Below are 18566 nucleotides of genomic sequence, written 5' to 3' on the forward strand. Positions count from 1 at the left end.
GCGACACGAGGCCGCTCCTACAGGCATATGCAGCTGGGCTTCGTGCCGATTCTGGCGAGCGTGAAGCCACAGGTATCGGCGCATGTGGCGATCGACCTGGAAGGCGGCAGCGGGCCGAATGGCATCTATATCGACGAGGCGGACTGGAAGTACATCAGCCGACGTGATGTGGAGAAAGCGATCGTGCGCGAGGATCAGGCCGAAGAGCTGGCCTGAGGAACTGGGGCCGCTTTGCGGCCCTTTCGCGACACGAGGCCGCTCCTACAGGCATATACGTTCGCCTGTAGGAGCGGCCTCGTGTCGCGAAAGGAGGCCAAAGGCCTCCCCTAAAGTATCAGTGAGCCCAAGGCAGAATCGGAATCGCCGTCACCGCATTCTGCGGGCTGCCTTCGATCATGCGGTCGCTGTACACCAGGTACACCAGTGTATTGCGCTTCTTGTCCAGGAAGCGCACCACCTGCATGGTCTTGAACACCAGCGAGGTGCGCTCCTTGAACACCTCCTCACCGTCTTTCAACTCACCCTTGAAGTTGATCGGCCCGACCTGGCGGCAAGCAATCGACGCCTCCGCACGGTCCTCGGCCAGGCCCAGGCCACCCTTCACTCCGCCCGTCTTGGCGCGCGACAGGTAGCAGGTCACACCTTCGACCTTGGGGTCGTCGAACGCCTCGACCACGATGCGATCGTTGGGCCCGACGAACTTGAACACAGTAGATACCTGGCCGATTTCCTCGGCCCCTGCCAGCATCGGCAGCGCCAGGGCTGCCACGACAATCACGCGCTTGAGCATGTTCATACCAGCACCAGGTTGTCGCGGTGGACCAGCTCCGGCTCGGCACTGTAGCCAAGCAGGGACTCGATGGCATCGGACGATTGGCCAATGATTTTCTGTGCTTCCAGCGCGCTGTAGTTGGCAAGGCCACGCGCCACTTCAAGGCCGTCCGGGCCTACGCACACCACCATTTCGCCACGGCGGAAGCTGCCTTGGACGGTCTTCACGCCTACCGGCAGCAGGCTCTTGTTGGCCTGGCGCAGGGCCTGAACCGCACCGGCGTCCAGCACCAGCGTGCCGCGGGTTTGCAAGTGGCCAGCCAGCCACTGCTTGCGCGCCGCCAGCATGCCGCGCTCAGGCGACAGCAGGGTACCCAGACGCTCGCCAGCCTTGAGGCGGTCGAGTACGCGTTCGATACGGCCACCGATGATGATGGTATGGGCGCCGGAACGGGCTGCCAGGCGCGCGGCGCGCAACTTGGTCTGCATGCCGCCACGGCCCAGGGCACCGCCGGTACCGCCGGCTACGGCGTCGAGCGACGGGTCATCGGCACGGGCCTCGTAGATCAGCTGTGCCTCTGGATTGTTGCGTGGGTCGGCGTCGAACATGCCGTCACGGTCGGTGAGGATCACCAGCAGGTCGGCTTCGACCAGGTTCGCCACCAACGCGGCCAGGGTATCGTTGTCGCCGAAGCGGATCTCGTCGGTAACCACGGTGTCGTTTTCGTTGATCACCGGCACCACGCCCAGGTCGACCAACGTACGCAGCGTGCTGCGGGCGTTGAGGTAACGCTTGCGGTCGGACAGGTCGTCGTGAGTCAGAAGGATCTGCGCGGTGTGCTTGCCGTGCTCGCCAAAGCTCGACTCCCACGCCTGCACCAGGCGCATCTGGCCGATAGAAGCGGCAGCCTGCAGCTCGTTCATCGCGCTCGGTCGTGCGGTCCAGCCCAGCTGGCTCATGCCGGCAGCCACGGCCCCGGAGGACACCAGCACCAACTCAACGCCCGCCTCACGCAGGGCAACCATCTGCTCGACCCATACGGCCATGGCACCGCGGTCGAGGCCCTTGCCATCGGCCGTGAGCAGCGCACTACCGATCTTCACGACCCAGCGCTTGGCGCCAGTCACCTTGCTTCGCATCTTCTCTTCCAACCTATGTCGAATCTGTAGATACCGTGGATACAAAAACGCCGCTCCAGAGAGCGGCGTTTAGTGTACTGCAACCGGTCAGTCGCGCACGTAAATGATTTCCGGGCCGTCTTCGTCGTCCTCGAAATCATCGTCCCACGCGTCATCGTCGCCGATGTCATGCACGCTCTTGACGCCGGTACGACGCAGGGTACGGGCGTCGTCCAGGGCCTGCAGCTGGGCACGGGCTTCGTCTTCGATGCGCTGGTCGAGGTCGGCCAGCTCTTCAGCGTAGGCCGGGTCATTGGCCAGGCGATCGGCACGGTCTTCGATGTAGCGCATCAGGTCATGAGTGAGCTGCTCGGTGCCCTGCTTGGCGATGGCCGAGATCACGTAGACCGGGCCTTCCCACTGCAGACGCTCGACCACTTCCTTGACGCGCTCGTCGCGCTCGTCGTCCATCAGCATGTCCGCCTTGTTCAGCACCAGCCAGCGCTCACGGTCGGTCAGCGACGGGCTGAAGCGGGTCAGCTCGTTGATGATCACTTCGGCGGCGTCGGCCGGGCTGCTGCCGTCCAGCGGCGCCAGGTCGACCAGGTGCAGCAGCACGCGAGTACGGGCCAGGTGCTTGAGGAAGCGGATACCCAGGCCGGCACCGTCGGATGCGCCTTCGATCAGGCCAGGGATGTCGGCGATGACGAAGCTCTTCCAGCGGTCGACGCTGACCACGCCCAGGTTCGGCACCAGGGTGGTGAACGGGTAGTCGGCGACCTTCGGCTTGGCGGCCGACACCGAACGGATGAAGGTGCTCTTGCCGGCATTCGGCAGGCCCAGCAGGCCCACGTCGGCCAGGACTTTCAGCTCCATCTTCAGGTCGCGCTGGTCACCCGGCTTGCCTGGGGTGGTCTGGCGCGGCGCACGGTTGGTGCTGGATTTGAAACGGGTGTTGCCCAGGCCGTGCCAGCCGCCTTGGGCGACCATCAGCTTCTGGCCAGGGGTGACCAGGTCACCGATCACTTCCTGGGTGGAAGCGTCGATCACCGTGGTACCGACCGGCACACGCAGGAACAGGTCCTCACCCTTCTTGCCGGTGCAATCGGTGCTGCCACCGTTGGCGCCGCGCTGGGCTTCGTGGTGACGGGTGTAGCGGTAGTCAACCAGGGTGTTGAGGTTTTCGTCGGCCACCATGTACACCGAGCCGCCATCGCCACCGTCACCCCCGTTGGGGCCACCGTTCTCGATGAACTTCTCGCGGCGGAAGCTCATGCAACCGTTACCGCCATCACCGGCCTTGACCCGGATGGATACTTCGTCAACAAACTTCATTCAAAAACCGCCTCTCGCCTTCCGACGAGCTGAATACTAAAAAACCTGAGGCTCTTGCAAAAATGAGCGCGGCGGCCCCGTACGACCGAAGAAACCCACGCCGGCAGCCCATACAAACAGCTTTGCAAGAGGCTCACCACAAACGAAAAAGCCCCGTCGCATGACGGGGCTTCTGGAGCGACGTCGCGATTAAGCGGCGACGATGCTCACGTAACGGCGGTTGAACTCGCCTTTCTTCTCGAACTTGATCACGCCTTCGATCTTGGCGAACAGGGTGTGATCCTTGCCCATGCCAACGCCGTAGCCGGCGTGGAACTGGGTGCCGCGCTGACGGACGATGATGTTGCCGGCCTTGACGACCTGGCTGCCATACATCTTCACGCCAAGGCGTTTCGATTCTGAGTCGCGACCGTTACGAGTACTACCACCAGCCTTCTTGTGAGCCATGGTTCAATTCTCCAAATAAATTCAGGGGATCTGAGCGATTAAGCCTGGATACCGGTGATTTTGATCTCGGTGAACCACTGGCGGTGGCCCATACGCTTCATGTGGTGCTTACGACGACGGAACTTGATGATGCGTACTTTATCGTGACGGCCTTGCGAAACGACTTCGGCAACAACTTTAGCGCCAGCGACGACTGGAGCGCCGATGGTGACTTCTTCACCGTTGGCAACCAGCAGAACGCGATCGAAAGTCACGGATTCGCCAGTGGCGATTTCCAGCTTTTCGATTTTGAGGAATTCACCTTCAGCGACTTTGTACTGCTTGCCGCCGGTAACGATTACTGCGTAAGACATGGGTATTTCTCCGATAATCCTGCTCACCCAGCGCTTTATATGATGAGTATTGGCTGGCATGGCTGCACAGGGCTGGAACGGCCCGGCGCAATTGCGTAAGGCAGGTGCTGCCCAGGAAGTTAGGGTGCGCGATTGTACGCAACCCGGGTTTTGCTTGCAAGTACCGGCCCCGCTCACCGGGCGGCGCGCCTTGACACACCGGGACCCGCGACCTAGCATGCCGCGCAACCTCACTGGAGCAGCCGATGCAACCCCAAACCTTCTACCGCGCGGTAGCTGACGATTTCAGCGCCGTCGACGAGATCATCAAGAAGCAGCTGACCTCGCGCGTGCCGCTGGTATCGAAGATCGGCGACTATATCACGTCGGCCGGCGGCAAGCGCCTGCGCCCCCTGCTGGTGCTGCTGTGTGGCAAGGCCCTGGGCCGCGAGGGTGACGACCTGCGCCTGCTCGCCGCAACCATCGAGTTCCTGCACACCGCCACCCTGCTGCACGACGATGTGGTCGACATGTCCGGCATGCGCCGCGGCCGCTCCACCGCCAATGCCCTGTGGGGCAACGCACCGAGCGTGCTGGTGGGCGACTTCCTTTATTCGCGCTCGTTCGAAATGATGGTCGAGCTGGGCTCCATGCCGGTCATGCAGATCCTCTCCAAGGCCACCCGGGTGATCGCCGAAGGCGAAGTGCTGCAGCTGTCGCGCGTGCGCGATGCCAGCACCACCGAAGAGGTGTACATGGAGGTCATCCGCGGCAAGACCGCCATGCTGTTCGAGGCCTCGACCCACAGCGCCGCCGCGCTTGCCGGTGCCACCGACGAGCAGCGCGAGGCCCTGCGTACCTTCGGCGACCACCTGGGCGTGGCCTTCCAGCTGGTCGACGACCTGCTGGACTACAAAGGCGATTCGCAGACCCTGGGCAAGAACGTCGGCGACGACCTGGCCGAAGGCAAGCCAACCCTGCCGCTGATCTACACCATGCGTGAAGGCACGCCAGAGCAGGCTGCACTGGTGCGCAAGGCGATCCAGAAGGGTGGCCTGGAAGACCTGGAGCAGATCCGCGTGGCGGTCGAAGCTTCGGGTGCGCTGGACTACACCGCGCAGCTGGCACGTGATTACGTGAAGCGGGCCATTGAGTGCCTGGAAGTGCTGCCGGCCAGCCAATACCGGGATGCACTGGTCGAGCTGAGTGAGTTTGCGGTAGCGCGCACACACTAAGATCGCGCCACCCTCTTCGCGGGCAAGCCCGCTCCACAGGATCCGCGTGGTTCCAGAGGAGCAGGCTTGCCCGCGATGCATTTGTACGGACAAAAACACTTCCCCGTTAAAACCTTATACAATATGGGCCTTTAACCGTCTGTCTGTTTAAGGAACCGAAGTGAGCACTTTGCCGCCCTGCCCCAAATGCAATTCTGAATACACCTACGAGGATGGCACCCAGCTGATCTGCCCCGAATGCGCCCACGAGTGGTCGGCCAACGGCGAAGCCGATGCCGGCAGCGATGACGTGGTGAAAAAGGATTCGGTGGGCAACGTGCTGCAGGACGGCGACACCGTCACCGTGATCAAGGACCTCAAGGTCAAAGGCTCCTCCCTGGTGGTCAAGGTCGGCACCAAGGTCAAGAACATCCGCCTGTGCGACGGCGACCACGACATCGACTGCAAGATCGACGGCATTGGCGCCATGAAGCTGAAGTCGGAGTTCGTGCGCAAGGTCTGATTACATAAAAAACAGCCAATAGTCTCTTGCTATTTTGATAATAAGAATTATTCTCATTGGACTGCTATCCAAGGAGAATAGCCATGACTTATCTGATCGACGCCTGGCTGGACCGCCCCCACCCTTACCTGCGCATCCTGCATCGCGAAACCGGCGAAGTGTGCGCTATGCTCGAAGAAGAAGCGCTCGACGAGCTGCGTGACCAGGGCGACCTGGACATGAGCGGGCTGAATTCGAGTGAGCCGGTGGTGCTCAAGGAGCTGGTGCGCAATCTGTTCCTGTTTTGCTATGCGCGGGCATTGCGCCCGGTGGGAACAGACTGGAATTGATCGGCATAGCGAGGGCTTTGCCCTCGTTCGCGACACAAGGCCGCTCCTACAAGAGCATCATGGGCCTGTAGGAGCGGCCTTGTGTCGCGAATGGGCCGCAAAGCGGCCCCAGAGGCATTACAGAACGTCGAGCAGCTCGACGTCGAATACCAGCACGCTGTGCGGCGGGATGCTGCCAACGCCTTGGGCGCCGTAGGCCAGCTCGCTCGGCACATACAGGCGCCATTTGCTGCCAGCATTCATCAGCTGCAGGGCTTCGGTCCAGCCAGCGATCACACCACCTACCGGGAATTCAGCCGGCTGGCCACGCTCGTAGGAGCTGTCGAACACGGTGCCGTCGATCAGCGTGCCGTGGTAGTGGGTACGCACGTTGCTTTCGCGGGTCGGCTTGGCGCCTTCGCCAGCGGTCAGCACTTCGAACTGCAGGCCCGAAGCGAGGGTGGTGATGCCTTCGCGCTTGGCGTTCTCGGCCAGGAATTCCTTGCCGGTGGCAGCGGCGGCTTCAGCCTTGGCAGCAGCCTCTGCTTGCATCACGTCACGGATGACCTTGAAGCTGGCCGACAGGTCGGCTTCGCTGACGCGGCTGTCGGCACCGTTGAAGGCGTCGGTCAGGCCGGCCACGATCGCTTCCAGGTTGACGCCCGGTGGCGGGTTGTCGCGCAGCTGGCCGCCCAGCTGACGGCCGATGCCGTAGCTTACGCGAGTTTCGTCGGTGGACAGGTTGAGTTCGGACATTGTCGTGCTCCACTGCAGGGCGCAGTGCAGCCGCGCCCTTGATGAAAAGGGCGAGCAGCCTAGCACACTGGGAAGCTGCGAGCAGCTACCAGGCCGAACGCTGGGAGATGGGTACCTTGAGGTCTTCTTCGGGATGCGAACCCATGCCGCACATTTCGTCCTGCACGGACCAATGCACCAGGTTCATCGAAACCATCGGGATGGCTTGCAGCAACTTGCGGGCGTCTTCCACCGAGTGCACGCGCAGGCGTTCACCGCGGGTATCGGCAAGGGGGTGGGCGTGGCCCTTGATGCGGGCCTCGAGCAGATAATCACCACCTTCGATGGCGATCAGGTTCACTTCGTCGACATGGCCGGCCCTGGCCTCGGTATTGAGCTGATGCAGGTTCATGAGAGCACCTCGCTGCTGGAACCAGGCATGAGTGCTCATTTTTCGTACAGGACCTGGGAATACACAAGGCATTGCTGACGCCGCTCGTCAGTTGGGCCGCGCTGGCCCCAGCACCGGTACGCCGGCGATGGGGCCCGAAAGCACTCAGTGCTTGGTGACTTTGTCCAGGTAGCCCATGCAGAACGCCGACACCACGAAGGTCATGTGGATGATCACGTACCACATCAGGTAGTCGGTAGAAATGTTCTGCGCGTCCATGAACACCCGCAGCAGGTGGATGGAGGAAATGGCCACGATCGAGGCGGCGACCTTCATCTTCAGCGACGAAGAGTCCATCTTGCCCAGCCAGTTGAGCTTCTCCTTGCTGTCGTCGATGTCCAGCTGCGAGACGAAGTTCTCGTAGCCGGAGATCATCACCATGACCAGCAGGCCGCCCACCAGCGACATGTCGATCAGCGACAGGATCACCAGGATCAGGTCGGCTTCGCTCAGGGCAAAGACGTTGGGCAGGACGTGGATGACTTCCTGGAAAAACTTCAGCGCCAAGGCCAACAGGCCGAGGGACAGGCCGAAGTAGATGGGGGCGAGCAGCCAGCGCGAGGCATACATCGCGTTTTCGAGAATACGTTCCATGGAGGGTTGGGACTCGTCAGGTGACTAAAAAAGCGACGCCGAGTATAGCCAGCCACCTGTTACAGCAAAAGCCCGGCCTGAAGGGGGCTGCCGTGCAGCGCAACCGCCGACCAGCCGGCTACCTCAGGTACACCACTGCCCTGGTAAGCAGTGAGGCCCCAGTGCGAGCCGGCTTGCCGGCGATTGGGCCAGAAGAGGCGCTCAGGTTTCAGGATGGAACTGGTAATCCCCCAGGTTGCGACAACGTTCACCGTTGATCCGGCGCAACTGCGCCTGCAGGTGCAGGCACCAGATCTGCGGATCCTCGGCCACCTGGTACCCATGCAGGGTCAGGCTGTCGACAATGGCGTTGAGCACCGACTCGGCCACCAACGGCCCATGGAACGGCCCTTGGGCCTTGATGGCTGAGGGTTGTTCACCGGCCATGCCGGCAGCGAACAGCAAGGTCCACATGCCGTTATCACCGGCCAGCGGGCGAATGCTGCATTCGATACGCGTCACCAGGCCCAGGCACTGGCGAGTGAGGCAGAGGTTGCGCATGGCCGCGTCCCCCTCCAATAAGCCGTATTCAGCTCGAAACGTTCGGGCTGTTTCCATCCTGAACCCTGATACCGTCCTAAGTTCCAGCATAGAATAGCGGCGCAAAAAGATGGAAAACCGGCGCTGAACGGTAGCACATGGCCGCTAGCGCCGATTTATTGACTCAGGCCGGCTTGGCCTGGGCAATCACCTCTTCCAGGCGTTCCTTTTCCGCCTTCTCGATGTCTTCCTCGCTGATCATCTCGGCGATCTCGCGCAAGCGCTCGACCACCCGGGCGTTGACGCTGCCTTCGGTGAACTGGCCCTGCTCGTCCTGCTCCCCGGCGTCCTCACCCACCAGCAGGCTCAGCGCCTCGTCAGCCTGGCTGACCGCATACACGTGGAACACGCCGTTCTCGACCGCCTGCAGCACACGCTCATCGAGCATCAATGTCGCCACATTGGCACGCGGGATGATTACCCCCTGCTCGCCCGTCAGGCCACGGGCCTCACACAGGCGGAAGAAGCCTTCGATCTTCTCGTTGACCCCACCCACCGCCTGTACTTCACCAAACTGATTGATCGAGCCGGTGATCGCAAAGCACTGCTTGAGCGGGGTGCGCGACAGTGCCGAGATCAGCGTGCAGGCCTCACCCAGCGAGGCACTGTCACCGTCCACATAGCCGTAGGACTGCTCCAGGGCGATGCTCGCGGAAATCGCCAAGGGGAATTCCTGGGCATAGCGGCTGCCCAGGTAACCGGTGAGGATCATCACCCCCTTGGAGTGGATCGGCTGACCCAGGTTGACCTCGCGTTCGATGTCGACGATGCCGCTGCCGCCCGGGTAGACGGTGGCGGAAATGCGCGCTGGCATGCCGAACGCCGAGTCGCCGACCTCCAGCACGGTCAGGCCGTTGCACTTGCCGATAGCCGCGCCTTCGGTGTCGATCAGGATGATGCCGGCGAGCATGTCGTCGAGCACGCGCTGCGAAACGCGCCCGGTGCGGGTGGCCTTGGCCTTGAGCGCACGCTCGATATGCCCGGCGTCAGTCATCTCGTCACTGGCCAGCTGGCGGATGAAATCGGCCTCGCTGACCAGCTGGAACAGGTCACCGATACGCGCCGACAGGCGCGACTGGTTTTCCGCCAGGCGCGCACTGTAGGTGGCCAGGCGCGCCACCGCATCGCTGGTCAGCGGCGCCATGCCCTCCTCGTTGGTGCGGGTGCGCAACAGCTGGGCGAACTGCTCGAGGTTCTCGTCGACCATCGGCATGTCTTCGTCGAAATCCACCAGCACCCGGAACATCTCCTGGAAGTCCGGGTCATGGTCCTGCAACGCGTAGTACAGCTGACGCGAGCCGATGATCACCAGCTTGACGTTGAGCGGGATCATCTGCGGCGTCAGGCTGACGCTGGCGACACGGCCCAGCTCACCGATCGGCGACTCCATCTTCAACTTGCGCGACTGCAGGGCGCGCTTGAGCGCATCCCAGACGAACGGCTCGCCGAGCATCTTCTCCGCTTCAAGGATCAGGAAGCCACCGTTGGCACGGTGCAGCGCGCCTGGGCGCAGTTGGCGGTAGGAGGTGTACAGCGCCCCTTGGTCGGTGCTGTATTCGATCCGCCCGAACAGGTTGTCGTAAGTCGGGTGCGGTTCGAACACCACAGGGGCGCCACCGACGGCGTGGTGGCCGACCACCAGGCTTGGGGCGTACTGCTCTTCGAGCAGCTTGCGCGCCACGGCGTCGGTCTTGCTGTCATCGACCAGTTGCTCGACCACGGTACGCAGCAGGTTCAACTGCACCGATTGCAGGTAGGCGCACACCGCGGCGTTCTCGGCGTACTTTTCCGACAGCGGCGCCAGCAATGGCTGCAGGGCCAGGGTAATGGTTTCTTCGTTGAGCTGGCGCAGGTGGTTGTTCGACTCGCGCTTCCACTGTGGCAGGCTGGCCAGTTCTTCGTTGAGGCGCTCCTCAAGGAAGGCGATATCCTCGTGGAACTGCTCGCGGACTTCTTCCGGCAGCTGGGCGAATTCGGCTTCGTCCAGGGCCTTGCCGTCGGCCATCGGGGTGAAGGCGACATTGCTGGCGTCGCGATACAGGGCCACGTCCTTTTCCAGCGAGGCGCGCTCGATGACATCCAGGGCGCGGTCGTAACGCTGGTTGAAGGCGCGGTCGATGGCGCCCTTCTTCTGCTGGTAGGACGGGTGCTCGAACACCGCCGGGAAGGTCGCCAGCAGGTTGTCGATCAGGCCGCCCATGTCGCTGATGAATTCTGCGGCGCTGCCCGACGGCAGCTCCAGTGCCCGCGGCTCGCGGGTGTCATCGAAGTGGTTGACGTAGACCCAGTCGGCCGGGGTCTGCTGGCGCTTGCCCTCGGCCTTGAGGTAGCGCTTGACGAACGAGAAGCGCCCGGTGCCGGGCTCGCCCATCACATACACGTTGTAACCAGGGCGTGGCATGGCCACGCCGAACTGCAGGGCCTCGACAGCACGTTCCTGGCCCAGGACTCCGCGAAACGGCTCCAGATCGTCGGTATTGGCAAAGGCAAACTGCTCGGGGGAAAAACGCCTGGTCAAAGCTTCAGGCGCGAGACGCAGGCGCGCAGCGACGGGATCGGGCATTGGGTTTCCTTACTTCGGCGGGGCAGATACGCAGCATTCTGGCGCTGCCCGCGCGCGCCTTGCAAGGCTCAGCGGGACTTTATGTCGCAGTATCGATTAGCGACCCAAGCAAATTTTTCGCAATCAACGACGCAACCTTTAGATCGTGCCTAAACTCCAAGCTGCGCGGGTGGGTGAAAAGCTTTCCCGACCTGGCAACCGAGTTGCCAGCAACCCTGACCCTTGGTTAAGACAAATAGAGAACAAATGCTATGAAACGGATTCTTCTGGGTACTCTGTTCACCGTAGTCTCACTCAATGCCATGGCCGAAGCGCCAGGCGGCCCGAACTGCGGCTGGGGCAACATGCTGTTCGAAGGCCAGCGCGGCACGCCGGCTCACTTCCTGGCATCCACCACCAACGGTACGTCCGGTAACGCCACCTTCGGCATGACCTCCGGCACCAACGGCTGCTCCACCAAGGCCTCGCTGACCTATGGCGGCAAGTCCTGGTTCGCCATGAATGGCATGATGAACGAACTGTCCGAAGACATGGCCATGGGCCAGGGCGAAGCACTCACCACCTACGCGGTGGTACTGGGTGTGGCGCCGGAAGACCGCGGCTACTTCAACTCGGTCACCCACCAGCACTTCAACCAGATCTTCAGCAGCGCTGACGTGAATGCCGAAACTGTCCACAGCAACACCCTGGCCGTTCTGAAGAACGACCCACGCCTGGCCAAGTACGCTACCGAGGCCTAAGCGCAGCTGCTCCCGCCCCGCTCGGGGCGGGTTTTCGCCTTTTTATCGGCATCGTTAAGAAGTAGTTGCCCGACATGCTCAAACGCCTCGCTTACCTGGCGCTGTGTGCCTGCGCCCCTGTTCATGCCGCGCCTGCGCTGGATGAAGGCCGTCTCCAGCAACTGGCCAATACCCCCTACTGGATTGCCCTGGGCCATTACGAAACCGCCAAGCTCGGCGGCTGGCGCAGCTATGTAGACGACCGCAAATTCTTCCTCGCCGAGGACGGTGCGCACCACCCGGACCAGGAACTGCGGGCTACGGTGCAAGCGCTGTATGCCCCGGCCAGCCTGGGCGACAAGCATGCCCAATGCGTGTTCCCCGCACGCACCCGCTGGCTGACGGAGCAACTGGGCCTGCAAGGTTTGCCGCAGCCGGACTGCCAGGAGTTCAAGGCCTGGTACAAATCGGTCGACCCGCACAGCGCGGCACTGATCTTCCCGGCGGCCTACCTGAACAGCCCGTCATCGATGTTCGGCCATACCCTGCTGCGCATCGACCAGTCCAACACGCGCAGCGACGACACCACGCTGCTGAGTTACGCCATCAACTTCGGCGCCTATATCGAAGGCAGCGACAACAGCATCCTGTACGCCTGGAAGGGCCTGATGGGCGGCTATCCCGGGCTGTTTGCCCTGATGCCCTACCAGGAAAAACTCTCGGAATACCGCAGCCTGGAAAACCGCGACCTGTGGGAGTACCAGCTGGACCTCACCCCGGAAGAAACCGGGCGCATGGTCGAGCATGTGTGGGAACTCAAGCAAGTCCAGTTCGATTATTTCTTCTTCGACGAAAACTGCTCCTACCGCCTGCTGGAACTGCTGCAGGTGGCGCGGCCGAGCCTGGACCTGACCTCGCAGTTCCCGCTGACCGCGATCCCCACCGACACGGTCAAGGCCGTGAAACAGTCGGGCATGGTCGCCAGCGAGACCTACCGGCCCTCGCGTGAACGGGAATTGTTGGCCCGGGCCGAACCGCTGGACCTCGATGAGAAGCGCCAGGTGCTGGCCGTCAGTGCCGACACTGCGCAGTTGCAGAGCCCGGCATTCACCGCCCTGCCCCGCGAGCGCCAGGCCCTGGTGCAGGATGCCGCCTACCGCCTGGAACGTTACCGAGCCAACGGCCAGGAGCGCGACCCCGGCCAGGCACGGCGCAGCTTCGAGCTGTTGCGGGCGATCAACCGCAACCCGCCACCGCCCCTGCAAATTGAACGCCCCGGCCTGCCCGAGGACGGGCACGACTCACGCACCTGGCAGCTAGGCGTCGGCACCCGGGAAGACCGCGCCTATGCCGAATACGGGCTGCGCATGGCGTATCACGACCTGAACGACAATGCCTACGGCTTCCCGCTCGGCGCGCAGATCGAGATCCTGCAGCTCAAAGTGCGCCAGTACGAAGGCAACGACTGGCAAGTGCAACGCCTGGACTTGGCCACCATTCGCTCGCTGACCCCTCGCAACGAACTGCTCAAGCCTTGGTCGTGGCAGGTCGCCGGTGGCCTGGAGCGGGTGCCGGGCAAGCATGACGACGAAGTGCTGGTGAGCCATGTCAACGGCGGTGCCGGCGGCACCTGGCAGTTGGCCGATGGGCTGCTGGGCTTTGCCTTGGGCACGGTGCGGGTCGAGCACCATAACGACTTCGCCCAGTTCATCGCCCCGGCGGCGGGGTTCAATGGCGGGCTGCTGTGGCGCAACGGGCTGGGCAACATGACACTGGAAGCCAAAGGCGATTACTTCACCAATGGCGAAGTGCGGCGCAGTGTGAGCCTGAACCAGCAGTGGGAGATCAGCCAGAACCTGGGGCTGAGGCTGAGTGCCTCACGGGAGTTCAGCCACCTGGCTACTGCCCAGAATGAGGTGATGCTGGAGCTGAAGTGGTATCACTACTGACGCGCCCTGCTCTTCGTAGGAGGGGCCTTGTGTCGCGAAAGGGGCGCGCAGCGGCCCCAAGGCCTATGGCGTGGCAAGTAATGCCGGGGCCGCTGCGCAGCCCTTTCGCGACACAAGGCCGCTCCTACGACGGCCACATCAAGGCCGGCGAGTGTGAACCCACCGGCTCTTTCACGCTGTTTTGAGCAAAAGGAGGTCCCTATGAGCCGCGCATTCGTCAACGAGGACCAAGCCGCCGCCCAGGCCGATCAGCCGGTGGAGCGGCACGTCAGCGACCAGCCCAACTACGTCACCACCAATGGCCTGCGCCAGCTGCAGCAGCGCGTGGCCGAACTCAATGCCTTGCGTGCCGAGCTGCAGGCCCTGGGCGAACAGGGCGACAAGCAACGCCTGGCCGATGCCGAGCGTGACTTGCGTTATTTCAGCGCCAGGGTACAGAGCGCGCAGGTGGTGCCAGCTGCCACCTCGACCAGCAAGGTGCAGATTGGCAGCCGGGTGCGGTTTGCCGATGAGCAGGGGCAGGAACAGACCGTGCAACTGGTTGGGGAGGATGAAGCCGATGCCAGCCGGGGGCTGATCAATTGGGGGTCGCCATTGGGGCGGGCATTGCTGGGCGCAGGGCCTGGGGATGAAGTGATTTGGCGGCGGCCGGCGGGGGACCAGGTGATCGAGGTGATGGATATCGTGGGTGAGGCCTGAAACAAAGGGGCCGCTGCGCGACCCATTCGCCGGCAAGCCGGCTCCCACAGGTACCGCGTTGTTCTCAAGAACAATGCATTAGGTGTGGGAGTCGGCTTGCCGGCGAATGGGCTGCAATGCAGCCCCAATCTTTCGAATCAGACCACGCCCTGGGCCAGCATGGCGTCCGCGACTTTGACGAAGCCGGCGATATTGGCGCCTTTCACGTAGTTGACCTTGCCATCGGCCTCTTCACCGTAGTGCACGCAAGCATGGTGGATCGACTGCATGATGTGGTGCAGCTTGCTGTCCACTTCACCGGCGGTCCACAGCAGGCGCATGGCGTTCTGTGACATCTCCAGGCCCGAAACGGCCACGCCGCCGGCGTTGGATGCCTTGCCCGGTGCGTACAGGATGCCAGCCTCCAGGAAGATATCCACAGCCTCCAGCGTGGTCGGCATGTTGGCGCCTTCCGCTACGCAGATGCAGCCGTTGCGCAGCAGGGTGCGGGCGTCTTCGCTGCCCAGTTCGTTCTGCGTGGCGCACGGCAGGGCGATGTCGCACGGCAGGCTCCATGGCGTCTGCCCCTTGCGGAACTCCAGGCCGAACTGATCGGCCAGTTCGCTGATACGGCCACGCTTGACGTTCTTCAGCGCCATCACGGCGTCCCACTGGGCGTCGGTCAGGCCGGCTTCGGCGTACAGGGTGCCTTCGGAGTCGGACAGCGAGATCACCTTGCCGCCCAGGTCCATGACCTTGCGCGCAGCGTACTGGGCAACGTTGCCGGAACCGGAAATTGCCACGCGACGACCGTCGATGCGCAGGCCCTGACGCTTGAGCATTTCTTCGGCGAAGTACACACAGCCATAGCCGGTGGCTTCAGGGCGGATCAGGCTGCCGCCGTAGGTCATGCCCTTGCCGGTCAGCACCGAAGTGAACTGGTTGGCCAGGCGCTTGTATTGGCCGAACATGAAGCCGATCTCGCGGGCGCCCACACCGATGTCACCGGCAGGCACGTCCAGGTCGGCGCCGATGTGGCGGTACAGCTCGCTCATGAAGGCCTGGCAGAAGCGCATCACTTCGGCGTCGCTCTTGCCCTTGGGGTCGAAGTCGGAGCCGCCCTTGCCGCCGCCCATGGGCAACGAGGTGAGGGAGTTCTTGAATACCTGTTCGAAGGCCAGGAACTTGAGCACACCCAGGTTTACCGAGGGGTGGAAACGCAGGCCGCCCTTGTAGGGGCCGATGGCGCTGCTCATCTGGATGCGGTAGCCGCGATTGACCTGAACCTTGCCCTGGTCATCGACCCACGACACGCGGAACAGCACCGCGCGCTCGGGTTCGACCATGCGCTCGAGGATGCCGGCCTGCAGGTAGTGTGGGTTGGCTTCAAGGAACGGCCAAAGGCTGCGCAGCACTTCTTCCACCGCCTGGTGGAATTCGGGCTGGGCCGGGTCGCGCTGCTTCAGGCGCTCGAGGAAATGGTCGACAGATTCGATCATGGGTAGACATCTCACCAAGAGGGATTGGACTTATTGGTTTTTTCTGGAATGTACCAAGAAGCAATCGCACTGGAATAGGGCGAAATGTCGTTTTTATGAAATTATTTGGTGCGTTTTATATAAGTGTATACAAAACAAGGTGCCTTCCGATGGCCGATCAGCCCGCCTGGCGGGACAGGCCACTTTACGCCAAGCACAAAAATGGGGCCCCTGAGGGCCCCATTCTTGTGCATCGGAACCGGCTTACTGGGCCAGCTTCTTGTGCCGTACCCGGTGCGGCTGGGCAGCGGCGTCGCCCAGGCGCTTCTTGCGGTCGGCTTCGTACTCGGTGTAGTTACCTTCGAAGAACACCACGTTCGAGTCGTCTTCGTACGCCAGGACGTGGGTAGCCACACGGTCCAGGAACCAACGGTCGTGGGAAATCACGATCGCGGCGCCCGGGAAGTCCAGCAGGGCTTCCTCCAGCGAACGCAGGGTTTCGACGTCCAGGTCGTTGGACGGTTCGTCGAGCAGCAGCACGTTGCCGCCCTCTTTCAGGGTCAGGGCCAGGTGCAGACGGCCACGTTCACCACCGGAGAGGTCCTTGACGAACTTCTGCTGGTCGCCGCCCTTGAAGTTGAACCGGCCAACGTAGGTGCGCGACGGGATCTCGTAGTTGCCGATGCGGATCATGTCGGAGCCATCGGAGATCTGCTGGAACACGGTCTTGGCACCGTCCAGGTCTTCGCGGCTCTGGTCCACACAGGCCAGTTGCACGGTTTCGCCGATCTCGATGCTGCCCGAGTCCGGCTGTTCCTTGCCCATCAGCATGCGGAACAGGGTCGACTTACCGGCACCGTTACCACCGATCACGCCGACGATGGCACCTTTAGGCATGGCGAACGACAGGTTGTCGATCAGCACGCGGTCGCCATAGCCTTTGGAGACGTTCTTGAACTCGATGACCTTGTCGCCCAGGCGCGGGCCAGCCGGGATGTAGATCTCGTTGGTTTCGCTGCGCTTCTGGAATTCCTGCGACTGCATCTCTTCAAAGCGCTGCAGACGGGCCTTGGATTTGGACTGGCGGGCCTTGGCGCCTTTGCGCACCCACTCCAGTTCCTCTTTCATGGCCTTCTCGTGGGCGCTCTGCTGCTTGGATTCCTGCGCCAGACGGTCCGACTTGGCCTCCAGCCAGCCCGAGTAGTTGCCTTCGTACGGGATGCCGGCGCCGCGGTCCAGTTCGAGGATCCAGCCTGCGACGTTATCGAGGAAGTAACGATCGTGGGTAATCGCTACCACGGTGCCCGGGAAGTCGTGCAGGAAGCGCTCCAGCCAGGCCACCGAGTCGGCGTCCAGGTGGTTGGTGGGTTCGTCGAGCAGCAGCATGTCGGGTGCCGACAGCAGCAGACGGCACAGGGCCACACGGCGCTTCTCACCACCGGACAGGTGTTCGATGCGGGCATCCCAGGCCGGCAGGCGCAGGGCGTCAGCGGCGACGTCGAGCTGGCGCTCGAGGTTGTGGCCGTCGGCAGCCTGCAGGATGGATTCGAGCTTGGCCTGCTCGGCGGCCAGCTTGTCGAAGTCGGCGTCGGGTTCGGCGTAGGCAGCGTAGACCTCGTCCAGGCGGGCCTGGGCGTCCTTGATCACGCTGACCGCTTCTTCGACCACTTCGCGTACGGTCTTGCTCGGGTCCAGCTGCGGCTCCTGGGGCAGGTAGCCGACGTTGATGTCGGGCATCGGACGGGCTTCGCCGTCGAATTCCTTGTCGACGCCCGCCATGATCCGCAGCAGGGTCGATTTACCCGCGCCGTTCAGGCCGAGTACGCCGATCTTGGCGCCCGGGAAGAACGACAGGGAAATGTTCTTGAGAATTTCCCGCTTCGGCGGCACGACCTTGCTCAGCCGATGCATGGTGTAGACGTATTGAGCCAAAACCAAGCCCTCTAATCAGATAGGTAAAGACATCGACGATCGCCCCGGCCAGGTGGCCAGGCGGATGTGTTTACGGGGTGTCATTGAACAAAGTCGACCATTCTACGCCAACGCGCCGCGTTGCACAGGGTGGTCGGATGGTGGGGTCAACAGGGCCGCTGTGCGGCCCATTGGCGGCGGTGAGGCCGGTGCTGGCCCCACACAGATCAGACGTGACGCTGCTTTGCCTTGCCCCGCGGCAACCGGCAACGGTCGCCCTGCCCGGCCAGGCGCGCGGCCCAGGCAGATTTCACGCTGAAACCACCCTGGCGGGCAGGCTGCTCGGCAGCCTTGGCCGGCTTGGCGGCAGGTTTGTTCACGGCCTTGCTGGCCGGTTTCACTGCAGCCTCAGCCCCAGCTTCGACCGGGGCTACTGCCGCCTTGGCGGTCTTGCGCAGCTCGGCCAGCGACGGCGCCTTGGCTTTCGAGGCCGAGGCCTCAGGTTTGACCAGCGAACGCTGGCACGACTTGCAGGATACATCCTCGGTCACGGCAGTGCTGACAAGGGTCTGACTGCTGCGCCCACAGGCGGAATCGAGGCCATTGGTGGAAAAGTGAGTAACCAAAACCGAACATCTCCGATGCGTTGTCATTGAAGCGGGCGGCATTCTCGCACAGCAAGCAAGGCATTGCCGAACGGGCAGGTTTCATCGCGACCATCGGCACCCGATAGCAGGGCTGGCACTTTGCCATAATGACAGGCATGCTAGCCCGTTTCGGGTATACGGCCTTATAGTGCGCAACCGCGGTGCGGTCGCCCAGGCACCGGCATACACCGTGCATATCAATCCCTGCCGTCG

At 62.7% G+C, this 18566-nt stretch carries 19 protein-coding genes and 1 pseudogene; 7 read left to right on the forward strand and 13 right to left on the reverse strand.

The window, feature by feature from the left end; genetic code table 11:
• Positions 1-27 precede the first annotated feature (27 nt).
• Positions 28-216, forward strand: a pseudogene (locus ACMGF5_RS05045) (hypothetical protein); the annotation flags it as partial.
• Positions 217-334: 118 nt separating this feature from the next.
• On the opposite strand, the gene ACMGF5_RS05050 reads toward ACMGF5_RS05045, so the two are convergent.
• From ACMGF5_RS05050 to rplU, 5 genes are all read right to left on the reverse strand, one after another.
• The gene (locus ACMGF5_RS05050) at positions 335-796 is read right to left on the reverse strand and encodes a CreA family protein (RefSeq protein WP_414157608.1); all 462 of its coding nucleotides are present in this window, start codon (positions 794-796) and stop codon (positions 335-337) included.
• Positions 793-1911 (reverse strand): glutamate 5-kinase, encoded by a 1119-nt coding sequence (gene proB / locus ACMGF5_RS05055; protein ID WP_012316297.1) that lies wholly within the window; start codon positions 1909-1911, stop codon positions 793-795. Before proB ends, ACMGF5_RS05050 begins: the two co-directional genes overlap by 4 nt.
• A gap of 87 nt (positions 1912-1998) precedes the next feature.
• Positions 1999-3225, reverse strand: coding sequence for an Obg family GTPase CgtA (gene cgtA / locus ACMGF5_RS05060; protein ID WP_012316298.1), 1227 nt, complete (start codon positions 3223-3225; stop codon positions 1999-2001).
• Positions 3226-3414: 189 nt separating this feature from the next.
• A complete protein-coding gene (gene rpmA, locus ACMGF5_RS05065) occupies positions 3415-3672 on the reverse strand; it encodes a 50S ribosomal protein L27 (RefSeq protein WP_008092023.1) in 258 nt (85 codons plus the stop codon).
• A 38-nt stretch (positions 3673-3710) separates the two neighbouring features.
• On the reverse strand, positions 3711-4025 hold the full coding sequence (gene rplU / locus ACMGF5_RS05070; RefSeq protein ID WP_008092021.1) for a 50S ribosomal protein L21: 315 nt from the start codon (positions 4023-4025) through the stop codon (positions 3711-3713).
• 245 nt (positions 4026-4270) lie between these two features.
• Here rplU and ACMGF5_RS05075 point away from each other — a divergent pair, with 245 nt between their 5' ends.
• From ACMGF5_RS05075 to ACMGF5_RS05085, 3 genes are all read left to right on the forward strand, one after another.
• On the forward strand, positions 4271-5239 hold the full coding sequence (locus ACMGF5_RS05075) for a polyprenyl synthetase family protein (protein ID WP_039603156.1): 969 nt from the start codon (positions 4271-4273) through the stop codon (positions 5237-5239).
• Between the two features lie 160 nt (positions 5240-5399).
• Positions 5400-5741 carry a zinc ribbon domain-containing protein YjdM gene (locus tag ACMGF5_RS05080; RefSeq protein ID WP_012316300.1) on the forward strand — a complete coding sequence of 114 codons (342 nt, stop codon included), beginning with the start codon at positions 5400-5402 and terminating at the stop codon, positions 5739-5741.
• An 83-nt stretch (positions 5742-5824) separates the two neighbouring features.
• A complete protein-coding gene (locus ACMGF5_RS05085) occupies positions 5825-6070 on the forward strand; it encodes a hypothetical protein (protein ID WP_039603155.1) in 246 nt (81 codons plus the stop codon).
• A 117-nt stretch (positions 6071-6187) separates the two neighbouring features.
• Here the strand turns inward: ACMGF5_RS05085 and ACMGF5_RS05090 are convergent, their stop codons facing one another.
• From ACMGF5_RS05090 to ACMGF5_RS05110, 5 genes are all read right to left on the reverse strand, one after another.
• On the reverse strand, positions 6188-6805 hold the full coding sequence (locus ACMGF5_RS05090) for an FKBP-type peptidyl-prolyl cis-trans isomerase (protein ID WP_012316302.1): 618 nt from the start codon (positions 6803-6805) through the stop codon (positions 6188-6190).
• Positions 6806-6890: 85 nt separating this feature from the next.
• Positions 6891-7196, reverse strand: coding sequence for a DUF6482 family protein (locus ACMGF5_RS05095; protein WP_046784593.1), 306 nt, complete (start codon positions 7194-7196; stop codon positions 6891-6893).
• A gap of 144 nt (positions 7197-7340) precedes the next feature.
• On the reverse strand, positions 7341-7829 hold the full coding sequence (locus ACMGF5_RS05100) for a TIGR00645 family protein (RefSeq protein ID WP_012316304.1): 489 nt from the start codon (positions 7827-7829) through the stop codon (positions 7341-7343).
• 201 nt (positions 7830-8030) lie between these two features.
• Positions 8031-8369, reverse strand: coding sequence for a hypothetical protein (locus ACMGF5_RS05105; RefSeq protein ID WP_012316305.1), 339 nt, complete (start codon positions 8367-8369; stop codon positions 8031-8033).
• Between the two features lie 163 nt (positions 8370-8532).
• On the reverse strand, positions 8533-10971 hold the full coding sequence (locus ACMGF5_RS05110; RefSeq protein ID WP_046784595.1) for a Lon protease family protein: 2439 nt from the start codon (positions 10969-10971) through the stop codon (positions 8533-8535).
• A 251-nt stretch (positions 10972-11222) separates the two neighbouring features.
• On the opposite strand from ACMGF5_RS05110, the gene ACMGF5_RS05115 reads away from it, so the two are divergent.
• The 3 genes from ACMGF5_RS05115 to ACMGF5_RS05125 all read left to right on the forward strand — a co-directional run bounded on the left by ACMGF5_RS05115 (position 11223) and on the right by ACMGF5_RS05125 (position 14338).
• On the forward strand, positions 11223-11711 hold the full coding sequence (locus tag ACMGF5_RS05115; protein WP_012316307.1) for a DUF3015 domain-containing protein: 489 nt from the start codon (positions 11223-11225) through the stop codon (positions 11709-11711).
• Between the two features lie 74 nt (positions 11712-11785).
• Positions 11786-13639 carry a DUF4105 domain-containing protein gene (locus ACMGF5_RS05120; protein ID WP_046784596.1) on the forward strand — a complete coding sequence of 618 codons (1854 nt, stop codon included), beginning with the start codon at positions 11786-11788 and terminating at the stop codon, positions 13637-13639.
• A 201-nt stretch (positions 13640-13840) separates the two neighbouring features.
• Positions 13841-14338 carry a GreA/GreB family elongation factor gene (locus ACMGF5_RS05125; RefSeq protein ID WP_046784597.1) on the forward strand — a complete coding sequence of 166 codons (498 nt, stop codon included), beginning with the start codon at positions 13841-13843 and terminating at the stop codon, positions 14336-14338.
• 137 nt (positions 14339-14475) lie between these two features.
• Here the strand turns inward: ACMGF5_RS05125 and gdhA are convergent, their stop codons facing one another.
• The 3 genes from gdhA to ACMGF5_RS05140 form a co-directional block, all read right to left on the reverse strand.
• Positions 14476-15816, reverse strand: a complete 1341-nt coding sequence (gene gdhA / locus ACMGF5_RS05130) for an NADP-specific glutamate dehydrogenase (RefSeq protein WP_414157609.1) — start codon at positions 15814-15816, stop codon at positions 14476-14478.
• Positions 15817-16059: 243 nt separating this feature from the next.
• Positions 16060-17727 carry an energy-dependent translational throttle protein EttA gene (ettA, locus tag ACMGF5_RS05135; protein WP_414157610.1) on the reverse strand — a complete coding sequence of 556 codons (1668 nt, stop codon included), beginning with the start codon at positions 17725-17727 and terminating at the stop codon, positions 16060-16062.
• Positions 17728-17933: 206 nt separating this feature from the next.
• Positions 17934-18332 carry a hypothetical protein gene (locus tag ACMGF5_RS05140; RefSeq protein ID WP_046784618.1) on the reverse strand — a complete coding sequence of 133 codons (399 nt, stop codon included), beginning with the start codon at positions 18330-18332 and terminating at the stop codon, positions 17934-17936.
• Positions 18333-18566: the final 234 nt, after the last annotated feature.

The organism is Pseudomonas sp. BNK-15 (assembly GCF_047456105.1).
In the GTDB taxonomy this organism is placed as follows: domain Bacteria; phylum Pseudomonadota; class Gammaproteobacteria; order Pseudomonadales; family Pseudomonadaceae; genus Aquipseudomonas; species Aquipseudomonas putida_E.

Coding starts and splice junctions, on each gene's coding strand:
- ACMGF5_RS05115 (WP_012316307.1), top strand. CDS start 11,223: ATGAAACGGATTCTTCTGGGTACTCTGTTCACCGTAGTCTCACTCAAT.
- ACMGF5_RS05095 (WP_046784593.1), bottom strand. CDS start 7,196: ATGAACCTGCATCAGCTCAATACCGAGGCCAGGGCCGGCCATGTCGAC.
- ACMGF5_RS05120 (WP_046784596.1), top strand. CDS start 11,786: ATGCTCAAACGCCTCGCTTACCTGGCGCTGTGTGCCTGCGCCCCTGTT.
- cgtA (WP_012316298.1), bottom strand. CDS start 3,225: ATGAAGTTTGTTGACGAAGTATCCATCCGGGTCAAGGCCGGTGATGGC.
- ACMGF5_RS05100 (WP_012316304.1), bottom strand. CDS start 7,829: ATGGAACGTATTCTCGAAAACGCGATGTATGCCTCGCGCTGGCTGCTC.
- proB (WP_012316297.1), bottom strand. CDS start 1,911: ATGCGAAGCAAGGTGACTGGCGCCAAGCGCTGGGTCGTGAAGATCGGT.
- ACMGF5_RS05090 (WP_012316302.1), bottom strand. CDS start 6,805: ATGTCCGAACTCAACCTGTCCACCGACGAAACTCGCGTAAGCTACGGC.
- ACMGF5_RS05110 (WP_046784595.1), bottom strand. CDS start 10,971: ATGCCCGATCCCGTCGCTGCGCGCCTGCGTCTCGCGCCTGAAGCTTTG.
- ACMGF5_RS05125 (WP_046784597.1), top strand. CDS start 13,841: ATGAGCCGCGCATTCGTCAACGAGGACCAAGCCGCCGCCCAGGCCGAT.
- rpmA (WP_008092023.1), bottom strand. CDS start 3,672: ATGGCTCACAAGAAGGCTGGTGGTAGTACTCGTAACGGTCGCGACTCA.
- ACMGF5_RS05105 (WP_012316305.1), bottom strand. CDS start 8,369: ATGCGCAACCTCTGCCTCACTCGCCAGTGCCTGGGCCTGGTGACGCGT.
- ACMGF5_RS05050 (WP_414157608.1), bottom strand. CDS start 796: ATGAACATGCTCAAGCGCGTGATTGTCGTGGCAGCCCTGGCGCTGCCG.
- rplU (WP_008092021.1), bottom strand. CDS start 4,025: ATGTCTTACGCAGTAATCGTTACCGGCGGCAAGCAGTACAAAGTCGCT.
- ACMGF5_RS05085 (WP_039603155.1), top strand. CDS start 5,825: ATGACTTATCTGATCGACGCCTGGCTGGACCGCCCCCACCCTTACCTG.
- ACMGF5_RS05075 (WP_039603156.1), top strand. CDS start 4,271: ATGCAACCCCAAACCTTCTACCGCGCGGTAGCTGACGATTTCAGCGCC.
- gdhA (WP_414157609.1), bottom strand. CDS start 15,816: ATGATCGAATCTGTCGACCATTTCCTCGAGCGCCTGAAGCAGCGCGAC.